This is a genomic window from Sphingobacterium spiritivorum, from assembly GCF_016724845.1.
Taxonomy (GTDB): Bacteria; Bacteroidota; Bacteroidia; order Sphingobacteriales; family Sphingobacteriaceae; genus Sphingobacterium; species Sphingobacterium spiritivorum_A.
In genome coordinates this window covers 2388936-2401224 of the sequence record NZ_CP068082.1, presented here as the reverse complement: position 1 = coordinate 2401224, position 12289 = coordinate 2388936, and the positions used below count along the sequence as shown (strand labels likewise).

The following is a 12289-nucleotide window of genomic DNA, read 5'->3' as shown; positions in this document are numbered from 1 at the left end:
GTTTGATTGTTTTAGTGTTCGTTATCCTTTACTTACATAATTCTCTATTGCCTTGCGGACATTTCCAAATTCTTCCAGTAATTCTGATGCCGTTAATTCATCAGCCCCTGTTTCATCCATAATGATACGAACTCCTCTGGCAACCAATTTGTGATTGGACAACTGCATATCGACCATTTTATTACCTTTGACACGCCCTAACCGGATCATGATAGATGTACTTAACATATTGAGAACCAACTTCTGTGCAGTTCCGGCTTTCATACGTGTAGATCCTGTTACAAACTCAGGGCCTACAATCACTTCGACTGGTAACTGTGCTACCGCAGCGATCGGGGATCCTCCGTTACAAACAATACATCCTGTGATTAATCCCTTTTCATTGGCTGTAGTCAATCCACCGATGACATACGGAGTAGTTCCGGATGCAGCGATACCGATCACTACGTCTTTTTCGTTTACACCGTATTCTTCCAGATCTTTCCAAGCCTGCTCGATATCATCTTCTGCAAATTCCACGGCTTTACGTATAGCCGTATCACCACCAGCGATCAATCCGATAATCCAGTCAAACGGCACCCCGAATGTTGGAGGGCATTCCGAAGCATCCAGTATACCCAGACGGCCACTGGTGCCTGCTCCGATATAGAAAAGACGTCCTCCGGTTTTCATTTTCTCTACCGTTGCCGTTACGAGCTTTTCAATCTGAGGAATTGCTCTTTCTACAGCTAAAGGGACTGTATTATCCTCTGCATTTATATTGGTTAACAATTCGTGTACAGACATTTTGTCCAGGTCCTGATAGTTGGATTCTTTCTCCGTGGTGTTAATCATCTTTATCATTGTCTTAATCACTTGTATATGCTGCGCTACGTTACAGCATGTCGTTTATCACTTTAAAATGGTAATCTTTTTTTCTTAATTCTTTAATCAGACGAGGTAGCAAAGTATAAAATTTATCCTTACGCTTCGGATCCGTCCCCAAATGTACTAATATAATGTATCCGTTTAATCCTTCTTTTTGTTCCTTTTCAATCAATTGATTGTAAATAGTTTCTGAATCCAGATAACGGTTACCCAATTCCGGATACGTATAATCTGCAGCCGTTCTTAACCCAGGCGTAAAATTTACAACCTGAATTCCTTCCTGTCCTGCCCATGAAACAATGTCTGCATTATACCACTCATATGAAGGTAAGAAATATCTGGCAACATCTCTCTTCACTCCATATTTTTTCATTTTCTGAAAATTATTATTCAGATCCTGAGTAAATTCCTCTTTTGAAACCCGTGTATGCTGGCGGTCTTCCCAGTCGCAGTACAACAAATGCTGATCGGAATGAGGCGCTAAATAATGCCCCCTTTTAACAATCTCTTTCGTGATACCATCGGTATTCGGGTTATCCAGAAAGCGACCGGTAACAAAGAACGAGCCCTGAACCTTTTCTTTTTTCAATGTTTCCAGAATGGAAGTCGCTCCATCATAGAATTCATCTGCTGTAAAGACTAATGAAATATTCTTTTTGGCCGGATCACCTTTTATAATCGCACCGTAGTTATCTTTTACCACATGATGGCTATCCTCTTCCTGAGCTGCTAACAAATACACCAGCGAAGCCGTTCCATCCATTGTTGGTTCATTTGTACTGTAGTCACCATAATCATCATGATAGACAGCCAGCTCACTCTGGAATTCGGCATATTCATCTTCTTCATTCAATTTGATCCCGATCAGATTATTGAATATAGAAGAATATACAGGTCCGTCTACCAATCCGCCATCGATAGGATAGTTTCCAATCTTTGTAAATGCGGAGTGTGGATCAACCGGAGTATCTCCATCAGCCGGAAGACCGTAAACCATACTTGTACCCCATGGATTGACACCAAATAACCAATCGATATTGGCCTGCTCTAAAGCGGCATAGGAAGAATCCTTACTGATATCCCGATACCATTTACATTGTATAGCAAATGAAACGGTAAGATTATTACTGCACCAGATGAAAGGTACGCCGCGGTAGAAGGCATTTTCCTTTGCCCGTGACCACACCTCATCTATACCTTCTTTATAAAATGCAATCACTTGTTTCTGTTCATCTCCTTTTAACGATTTAGCTAATTCGTAGTGACCAAGATTAATAAAAGGATAATATTGATAATGACTCGCTGTATCTCTGATCATCCAGGGAGTTACTTTTTCCTGCTCTGCGAAATCCAATGCTTTTCTCGCATATGTCTGATCTCCTGTCTTGGAAAACATCAGAGCTGACGCCAGCTCCATATCATCTACCCAATTGTCTTCTGCATAGATATAAGGAGATTTGACAGAAACGGTCTGTGTCACTCCCGGTTTTATATAAGCATATTCCAGAGCTGATTTTGCTTTGTCCTGCAGTGCACCGGAATATCCGGGGTCAACAGACTGAAATAAGGTACTGCCTAATGTAAATGCACTGGAAAACTTAGCTGCTGTAGAACTTGTACCGGTAGTATTGTTCATAAATTTCCCGCGTTGCTGTGGTTCGCCGTCAATAAAGTAAACCGGGCGTTCGAATCCTCTTCCATAAAACGGGTCTTCTTTGGGAATACGCATATTTGTGTGATCCCTGTCATCAGCGATCTGATTAAACATCAGATGTGGCTGAGGATGCATTTTCAGGAGCCAGTCCAGCCCCCATTTTGCTTCATCCAGAACATCGGCAATGCCATTTTTACCCACCAGTCCGTTGGCTTGTTTGGTATCTTCAAAAACATGCGGAAAATCACGGTAAGCAGCCAGCAGATGATATGTTGCATTCGCAGAAGTAGTTGAATACTGAAGGTAATCGGATGCATCATGCCAGCCTCCTCCTGCATCGATCTGCGTACTGTCCGGAAGCCCGGCCTTTCCGGCATACATCGTAAATCCGTCATGGGTATGACAGCTATCCTGTAAGAACGGATTGAAAAGTGTACGTTGTTGCCTCATATAACGCAGAGCAAAATCTGCAGTGCCTTTATAGACATTTTTATTAATCTTAAATGTAGGGGAAACGGCCTTACCTGCCTTAATATAATATTCGCCCTCTTCCCGGAACACAGAAAAATCTAAGCGAAGAGAATGGAGAAACGGCCCGTAAGCTCCGAAATTTTTGCCGGTACTATTTTTAAAGACTGTTTTTTGTGTGCGCACATTGATCAACTCAAATTTATGAGGGACCGATTGCTCTTTTGAAACCCACACAGCCACCTTGACGGCCTGCGGGGTATAGCCTATCTGATTAATACGAATCCAAGATTTTTCTTGTGATTTAGCAAGATTAAAACACAAAACAGCACAAAACAGCATGGCTATCTGCATGATTTTTTGCTTATGTTTATGTGTTAATGTCATCTTTGATATTTTCAGTGATTAAGGTTGATATGACAGCGAAACAACTTTACCGTCCATTGTACTTGCAATAATACTATTTTTTTTGCTTACTAATATAGGATTAACCATACCATTTGAAATTTTATATTGCCATTCTATTTCTCCGGACTTCGCATTAACTGCTGAAACCAGCCCTGATTGACTTGGCACAAACACGTAACGTCCTGCTGACACGATTGCAGACGGAGTAAGTTCGTAAGGCAATTGTAACTTTGACTGCCAGGCAATGTCCATACTATCGGCACGGCTTGAGATACCCAACAGTTGCCCATCCATAGTTTTAACGTATACATGCTGACCATCTTTTGATAAGCCCATTGATTCTCTTACACGATAAGGATCTTTTTTAGCTCTCCATATAATATGACCGTCTGAAGCATCCAATGCTGTCATAAATCTATCCGGAGCAACCACGAAGATACGATCGTGAATAGCGACAGGGTAGCAGGCTGCAGCAGAAAACATACGGTTAGCATGCCCGTTGTTCCATTCCCAGGCTAATTTTCCATCTGCAGTATTCAAGGCATAAAAACCATTTCCCCAGGATCCGAAGATAACCTTGTCTTTATACAGAGTTGGCAGGGTCGAAACATATCCCTTTACCTGTTCAAAAGTCCATTTTACAGCTCCGGTGCTAATATCTACAGCTCTGAACTTTCCATCAGACCCACCTATGTAAGCCGTTCCATTATGTACTGCAGGCGATCCTAACACAGATTTTTCTGTATCTATTTTCCATTTCAGCTTTCCGTTGTTGGCATTAATACCATAAATGCTGTGATCCGATGATCCTACAACAATCGTATTTCTCCATACGGCAGGAGTAGAATAGACTTTTCCTTTTGTAGAAAAAGTCCATACTTTTTTCCCTGTCTTGTTATTTAAGGCTATGATTTCACCAAGTGTATTGGCTGTAATAATAAGATCTTTATAGCTGTTCATACCTGCACCTATATCACCGGCATCTTCAAACACCCAATTCACCTTTACTTTATCACTGTACTTTGTATTGACTGTATAATCAGGTCTGGGATAGACTGTTTTATCTGTCGCAAACTGATGATCTTTCAATTCTACAGTTGCCCAGGCAGATTCCGGGGCCTGCCCCGGTTTCTTTACCTGATAAACCGCTTTTCCGTCTCCTATGGTTACAATATTGTATCCTCCGATGCTATCCTTTGCACGAAGATTTGATCTTCCCATTATACCGGGAATACCTTCCCAGTTATATTTTACATTCGCGTGTCCGTGACCACAAAATGCCAGTTGTACATTCCTTTTCTTCACACGATCTATTGCTTCAAACCAATTGTTGAGTGATGAATCCTGCGGATAATGATTGATATATATCAGTGGCGTCTGCGTATCGGGATTTGCTTTAAAGACCGAATCCATCCACACCAGATTTTCTCTTGGGATCTGACCGGGACTCATACGCATATTGGGTCCTGAGTTGGTCCCCATGAACATGTAGCCTTTATGTCTGAAAAAAAATGTCTCTCCTCCAAATACTGTTCTGAATGTATTTGCGCCATTTTCGGACCAGTTACCGTCATGATTGCCAGGTATGACATACCAGGGCAACTGCAGGCTATCCAGAATCTGCTTAGCTAATTTTAATTCTGCATCTGCACCAAATTCCGTTATATCGCCCGAGAGAATAACAAAATCCAGTTGCTGCTGCGCATTCAGATCCTTGACCGTCCGGCGTAAGTCATCCGCTCCTGTTGCTCCTCCAACATGCGTATCAGTCACATGTGCAAATCTGAATGATTGAGCAGAAAGACTTTGTGCAACAAGAAGACAAAGAGCAATAAATATAGATTTAGTAGGCATGTTTTTCATTTTTGTGGCTTTTTATTCAAAATCAGGATACAGCAAATATTGCTTACGCATCTTTTTATAATCACTCAGCTCCTGCTTCCAGGAATCACGGATTTGTTGTTCTGATTTTCCGGCCAGAATCTGCTTCCTTAATTCGTCGGTACCAGCCAGCTTATCAAAAAATTCTGCACGCGCAAAGAATTTGGATTTATCCGGCATCTTATCATAGAAGTGAAGAATATATTTAAGCGTAAACTTCTGTTCATCCGGATTTAGGTTTCTAAGGTCAATGCCGTAATTGGTTGTTCCTTTTCCTTCCACATGTTTTACCATTCCGGCGCGCTCACTTGGTGTAAATGTAAACTGACCATATACAGGATCCGTATATCCTACCACCTGAAAAGGCCAGTCTGTGCCGCGACCAACTGAAATATCTGTTCCTTCGAACAGACACAGAGAAGTATACAGACGTACGGAAAGATGATTCGGAAGGCTAGGGGACGGAATAACGGGCAGATCATACATCGTTTTGTGATCATAGTTCTTAACCGGAATGACCGTTACTTTACATTGCTTTCCCTTCTCCAGCCATTTCTCTCCATTGATCATATGTGCCAGTTCACCCACTGTCAGTCCGTGAATCATAGCAATCTTATGAAAAGAGACATTTGATTTGAATTTATCATCTTTTCTGACCGGACCATCCACCTGATCTCCGTTTGGATTAGGTCTGTCCAGTACGATCAGCTCTTTGTTATGTTTAGCGCATAATTCCATCACACGATGCAGAGAGGTGATGTATGTATAAAAGCGAGCACCCACATCCTGCAGATCAAATATCATGACATCTACAGACTTCACAATGGAGTCCTGCTTCTCATTACCTCCATATAGGGTGTATAACGGAAGACCTGTTTTCTGGTCTACATCATTGCTTACTTTTTCACCACGCTCCACATTTCCGCGGAAACCATGTTCAGGAGCAAATCCGAATTTCAAATTTACCTTCTCTCTTAACAGCACATCGACAAGATGTTCCTTATCTTTTCCGACAATAGATGTCTGATTCCCCATCAAACCTACTTTCTTGCCTTTCAGCAAAGGCAGATAAGCAGATAGCTGATCAGCTCCGGGAAGAGGAGATGAAGCAACAGTGGTCTGTGCAACAGAATCATTTCTTACCGCCGCTTGTTTTGAAGCTGAAGTACAGGCGTTCTGCATCAGTACCACAGTGATAAGTGATAATGTAAATAGTTTTTTCATAAGCAGTAGAAAACACCAAGAGATTTGGTTCTCTTGGTGTTGTATATTTATAATTGTTTAAATAATTACCAACCTGGTGTCTGAGCCAGTGTATAGCCTAACTCGGTATATTGTTGTATCTGATTTAAGCCCACAGGAGCTAAATAAGCTCTGTCTGTAAAAGCAACACGATTTGCAAATCTCGCCACTACATAATACCCGACCAACGCATCTGCATTGTTACCGTCATATGTAATAATCTGTCCGTTTGCATTTTTTACTTTCAGTACATTTCTATAAGTTGCTGTCAATCGGTTTGGCAAATCTTTTTTCACATTTACCCATGGTCCTAAACTGTAATCTTCTTTTACAAAATTCATATAGTTTAATTTCTTCCACCGTCTGATATCATTGATACGTGCGTATTCATAAACAAATTCCATGCGTCTTTCTCTGCGGATTTCCCACATCAATTGGGAAATCTCTCCGTCACGGGTAGGATCATTAGGTAGATTTGCCAGAGTTAAAGGAGCTGTTTTCTTTACACCCTTATTTGTTGCTTCTGTATCTAAAGGACGATTACGGATCGCATTGATCGACTTATCCAGATCTGCCTGAGTCACTGCCGCACCACCAAATTTTTCTGCCAGGATCTGTTTTGCTTCGATCCAGTTTAGCACTACTTCACCAAGGCGTACAACAGGTGCATCACTGACATTTGTATTACTACCCCATTTAGCCGGATAGGTCTTACCGATATAAGTCAATGCATCTCTTCCTGCAAATTTGTGCGCATAAGCCATCGTGGAAGATGCTGTATTCACCGTATCCATAAATGTGGCTTCGAAACGCGGATCTCTTGTTTTTGCCAGATTTTTCAGTGTAAAATCCTTTGCATTTGCAACTGTAGAATTTTGCCATGTCTGACCATCGTTACAGATAAATGCTTTCAACAGATCCAGATTAGCACCACGAGGCTGACCTTCCGTACCATTGCTGTAAGAAGATACAGCATGTGTTACTTTCAACACATCATCATAGGATCTGTAAAATATAACCTCTGTATTGGTTGCCAGATTATCAGACGCAAAGAGACTTTTGAAGTCATTATTAAAACGCCATTTTCCGCTATCCATTACAAACTGAGCTGCTTCAACAGCTAATTCCAGATATTTTTTAGCTCTTGTTGCGTCCAGACCGTGATAATGCTGCCATGACCCTTCGAATAACATCATATTAGAAATGAGTGCCGCCGCCGCATAACGATTTACGTACTGTGCACCATCGTCCAGACGCATATTAGCCAGCACATATTTAAAGTCATCGTACACACGATCCATTACTTCTCCTCTAGGCGTACGTTCTTTGTACATAGAGGCCTGATCTGTAGGATCCACAGGTGCGTCATAGTATGGAACATCTCCGAAGACACTGGTTAATCTGGAATATTCAAAACCTCTGAAGAATCTAGCCACTGCCATCCAGTGATTATACTCTTCCTGAGAAAGATTTGCTTTAGCCTGATTGTCCAGTCTGTTAATCATGACATTTGCTTTGCGAACCCACGCAAAATTCCAGTTGGGTCCTCCGCCGTATTGCTGAGAGAGAATCGCAGGAACTTCTGATGTAGAACCTCTGGTAGCAGGGACAGTCGCTTCAAATCCGGTCTGCGTTCCTTCTGACGTGAAATCATCTGCCATTGTATAACCGGTCATGGGTGCATATGCAGTTCCGAACCCGGAGTTGTATCCCACAAAGTAATTGGTGTAAAAGTCATTGGCGTATAACTTTACATCTCCCTGATTTCTCCAAAAATCTTTATCTATAACTTTTGTTTTCTCGGGTCTGTCCAGAACATCTTTATTACAGCTTGCTAAACCAACTGTAGTAGCAAGCATTGTATATATGATTTTTTTACTTATTTTCATTTTTGACACATTAAAAATTCAACTGAATACCAAAAGATGCACTTTTAAAGCTTGGCGTACCGACACCTGTTCTTCCTCCGTTATAACTATTGGCATCGAATGAGATTTGACTTCTGCTGCTTGTCGGATTAAAGATAGATTCTCCCTCTACTTCTTCCGGATCAATAGGCAATCCGTTCAGCTTATCCCATGTAAAGAAGTTTTCCAGAGAAACGTATACTCTTAAATTATTGATCTTAACACGCTCCAGCACATTTCTTGGGATGGTATAACCCAAAGTCAGGTTTTTCACTCTCAGGTAGGACATGTCCAGCAAATAGCGCGATTGAATCTGCATATTATTTACATTTAATGTTCCTGCATTATTAAATGCTGCAGGATAGAATGCATCCTGATTATCCGGTGTCCAGTAATCATTAACAAAAGATGCAGGCATAGCTCCGTCAGAAACGTTAAAACCGGGAATAGCCAGGAATCCGACTCCCCATACACTACGCTGTCCTACTCCCTGGAAGAATGCAGAAAGATCAAATCCTTTATAATCTGCTCCTATTCTGAATCCGTACTGGTAACGTGGAGTAGAGTTTCCGATAATACGCATATCGCCCGGATTTTCTACTGTTCCGTTTCCGTTATCAATCTCACCGTCACCATTTAAGTCTTTAAATTTAACATCACCGGGACCGAAGTAAAAATTCGTTGAATTCTGGAACCTCGGCTGATAAACAGCTTTTTCTCCGTTAGGTCCGTCCTTCAGCAAGTATGCTTTACCACCACCGCTGGTATTGTATTTTGACATTTCAGGAGTCAGGCTAACCAGTTGAGGTTTTCCGTTACCATCTAACACAAAGTCATCATACTGATACAGACGATCTGTCTCATATCCCCAGATATCTCCGTATACACGGCCATCGTAATTTAACCCTGTACCTCTTTGTGAGGTGTATCCGCTAAATACAGACTTGGCATCATCGATATTAGCTCTTAAATTGATCCCCAATCCGTTTTCGAAACGGTGGTTGAAGTCAATAGCCAACTCGAAACCTTTAGTTGTCAATGTACCATAGTTTCCGAATGGAGCAGCAGCACCTAAGGTCCAGGTCGTTCCCTCCATAGGAGCAAACATGTTATTTGTTTTCTTCTGATACCAGTCAAATGTTAAACCCAGTTTGTTTTGGAAGAAACGTGCATCCACACCAAAATCCAATGTTTCCAGATCTTCCCAGGTTACAGAAGGGACATTCAGCTTAGGAGTACCTACCGAATTGGTCAACGCACCATTCGCAATCCAACCCGTCTGTCCTGCAGTCATATTCGCTATATACAGATCGGAAGGAACGGCCTGATTTCCGATAATACCCCATGATCCTCTGAACTTCAGGTTACTTAATGTAGGCTTAGCCCACTCCATAAAACTTTCTTCTGAAGCTACCCAACCTGCAGAAAAGGATGGAAACCATCTCCACTTCAAATCCGTTGGAAATTTAGAAGAACCGTCATAACGCAGATTCGCTTCGACCAGATATTTGTTTTTAAAAGCATAGTTGACACGTCCGAAATATCCAAGTTGAGAATCCCATGATTCACCTCCGCTACCGGTAACTTGTCCCACGGCCAGGTCAAACTGAGGATTAGTGATATCTATCAGGTCTGCACGTTGTGTCCAGTGGTATTGTCCATCCGTAGTCACTCTGTTAAGTCCCAGCATAAATTTGAAATCGTGTGCATCATTCAGATTCAGCTGATAGGTAGTGAATGCATTTACAGTGTGTCTGCGCTCATTTTCAGATCGCATATAGATATGATCCTGAGCGGACCCGTTAGCAGTATATGTATCTTTTGAAAGATCATATGCCAATATCGCTCCCGGATCTGTAGAAGCAACAGTCTGTCCGTCACTATTTACATACACCGGCTTACCGTCTTTATCAAATCTTTGCTTTGCAGCGACCCATGAGTTGGCTGCAGTATAACGGGTTCCGTTTCTTCTCCAGCTGTAGTCTTCATTTGTGAAAGTGTAGTCTATATCTACTTTCCAGTTTTTCATGATATTGACCGTTGCACCCGCATTTAAGTTGATATAATTGCGCAGCATACTGGCATCATTTGCCACGGAGTTTTCGCTCCATGGGCTGCGAATCGGATTTCCGTTTTCGTCATTTCCCATCGGATATAAGGAACTCCATCTGTACATGTACAACCATGGATCGGCTGTAGTAGAGTTGGTGGCATACGGATACGTCTTGTTCCGCTGTGCAAACATGGCGCCTCCGCGAACAGTCAGATATTTATTCAGCTCCGAACTCACACGTAAAGCTGCATTGTATCTTTTGAATTTATCCGAATCTCCCGGTTTCAACATACCACTCTGATTGAGCGATCCAAATGACATGGTATACTTGGTTTTATTCAGGTTACCATTCAATGACAGGTTATGTGTCTGTGTAGGTGCCCATTCACGGATCATATAATCATACGGATCGTATGTACGCACACCATATTTCTTGGTCGGATCTCCCGGGTTTACATACCAGTCACGACCATATACAGTCGGATCATCTGCACCAATAGTGGATCCGTATTTTTTATCCCATTCTACCGCTTTTTCATAACTCTCGCGGTTTACTTTGTAAAACGCTCCTGTTTCTACAGCTCCGATACGGTCTAATGCATCCATTGTATATTTCAATGCATTGACACGCCCCATTTCATATTTTTTGAAGGGATTTTGGAAAGAAAAGTTGTTGGAGTAATTAATATTGATTTTTTCCTGCGTACCGCCGGTCTTACTTGTAATGAGAATAACACCAAACGCAGCTTTTGCTCCATAAATAGAGGATGCAGCAGCATCTTTCAGTACGGAGATCGATTCGATATCTTCCGGATTGACATACTGAATACTTGGAATTTCCACATTATCCAATAAGATCAATGGATTACTGTTTCCCTGCATAGAAGAAATAGCACCACGGATTCTGATTCTCGGATCAGAACCAACTTCACCGCTAGGTATGGTGACACTCAAACCTGGAGTTGTTCCCTGTATAGCACGACCGACATCTGCAATAGGCCGACTCTGCAAATTTTCCTTTACATTGATGGTAGACACAGCTCCGGTTAGATTTCCCTTTTTCTGTGTACCGTATCCTACAACCACGACCTCATCCAGTGTAGATTCGTCACTTGTCAGCGTTACATTCAATGTGTTAGATGTAACAGTCAGATCTTTAGATGTAAATCCTACACTTGAAAAACGGACTTTAGCTCCTATCGGAGCTGTAAGACGAAACTGCCCTTTGGCATCCGTTTGTGTAGAAGTAGTGGTTCCCACCACAGAGACAGTAACACCCGCCAGTGGTCCGTCAGGACCGGATACTGTCCCTTGAACCGTCCCTTGCTCCATTCGTAGATTTGAACTCATGTACGAAGTTGCTTCGCGGACGAGCGCATTACCTTTTACATTTTCGGCATGTGCTTCCGAAAATGGCAAGGATAACCCTAGAGCAACAGAAAATAGTAGAAATTTTCTCATACTTTTTTAGATTAAATTAGCTTGTTTTTTAAAGTAGATTTTAAAAAGTTTTGCCTGTTTATGTTTGTTTTGTTTTAAATCAGGATAAAAGTATGCAAGAAATATGGATATAATTAACATTTATTAACAAATAAAGTGAGGAAACACTTACTTTGCTATGTAATAGTTTTGATTTAGGCTCTTGTAAAAAGCAGAAACAGGCAGGTCAAATTTTGAAAATGCGCACAAAAACGCACAATAATCAGATTGACTGCTATTTAAAAGACAAAAGGATAGTGTAACAAATACACTATTTTGTCACGTTTACGATACAATTGCGTTTATAACAAAAAATGCCGGCACTTTACT

At 41.5% G+C, this 12289-nt stretch carries 6 protein-coding genes; all 6 read right to left on the bottom strand.

Annotated elements, in window-relative coordinates; all coding sequences use genetic code 11:
* Window positions 1-21: 21 nt before the first annotated feature.
* Window positions 22-843 carry an N-acetylmuramic acid 6-phosphate etherase gene (murQ, locus tag I6J03_RS10075; protein WP_003012862.1) on the bottom strand — a complete coding sequence of 274 codons (822 nt, stop codon included), beginning with the start codon at window positions 841-843 and terminating at the stop codon, window positions 22-24.
* Between the two features lie 31 nt (window positions 844-874).
* Window positions 875-3376 (bottom strand): glycoside hydrolase family 9 protein, encoded by a 2502-nt coding sequence (locus I6J03_RS10070; protein ID WP_003012864.1) that lies wholly within the window; start codon window positions 3374-3376, stop codon window positions 875-877.
* An 18-nt stretch (window positions 3377-3394) separates the two neighbouring features.
* Window positions 3395-5260, bottom strand: a complete 1866-nt coding sequence (locus I6J03_RS10065) for an outer membrane protein assembly factor BamB family protein (RefSeq protein ID WP_003012866.1) — start codon at window positions 5258-5260, stop codon at window positions 3395-3397.
* 12 nt (window positions 5261-5272) lie between these two features.
* Entirely contained in the window at window positions 5273-6502 is a 1230-nt protein-coding gene (locus I6J03_RS10060; RefSeq protein WP_003012868.1) for an exo-beta-N-acetylmuramidase NamZ family protein, read from the bottom strand.
* A 65-nt stretch (window positions 6503-6567) separates the two neighbouring features.
* On the bottom strand, window positions 6568-8409 hold the full coding sequence (locus I6J03_RS10055; RefSeq protein WP_003012870.1) for a RagB/SusD family nutrient uptake outer membrane protein: 1842 nt from the start codon (window positions 8407-8409) through the stop codon (window positions 6568-6570).
* A gap of 10 nt (window positions 8410-8419) precedes the next feature.
* The gene (locus tag I6J03_RS10050; RefSeq protein ID WP_201694353.1) at window positions 8420-11941 is read right to left on the bottom strand and encodes a SusC/RagA family TonB-linked outer membrane protein; all 3522 of its coding nucleotides are present in this window, start codon (window positions 11939-11941) and stop codon (window positions 8420-8422) included.
* Between the last annotated feature and the right edge of the window lie 348 nt (window positions 11942-12289).

Coding starts and splice junctions, on each gene's coding strand:
- murQ (WP_003012862.1), bottom strand. CDS start 843: ATGATAAAGATGATTAACACCACGGAGAAAGAATCCAACTATCAGGAC.
- I6J03_RS10070 (WP_003012864.1), bottom strand. CDS start 3,376: ATGACATTAACACATAAACATAAGCAAAAAATCATGCAGATAGCCATG.
- I6J03_RS10065 (WP_003012866.1), bottom strand. CDS start 5,260: ATGAAAAACATGCCTACTAAATCTATATTTATTGCTCTTTGTCTTCTT.
- I6J03_RS10060 (WP_003012868.1), bottom strand. CDS start 6,502: ATGAAAAAACTATTTACATTATCACTTATCACTGTGGTACTGATGCAG.
- I6J03_RS10055 (WP_003012870.1), bottom strand. CDS start 8,409: ATGAAAATAAGTAAAAAAATCATATATACAATGCTTGCTACTACAGTT.
- I6J03_RS10050 (WP_201694353.1), bottom strand. CDS start 11,941: ATGAGAAAATTTCTACTATTTTCTGTTGCTCTAGGGTTATCCTTGCCA.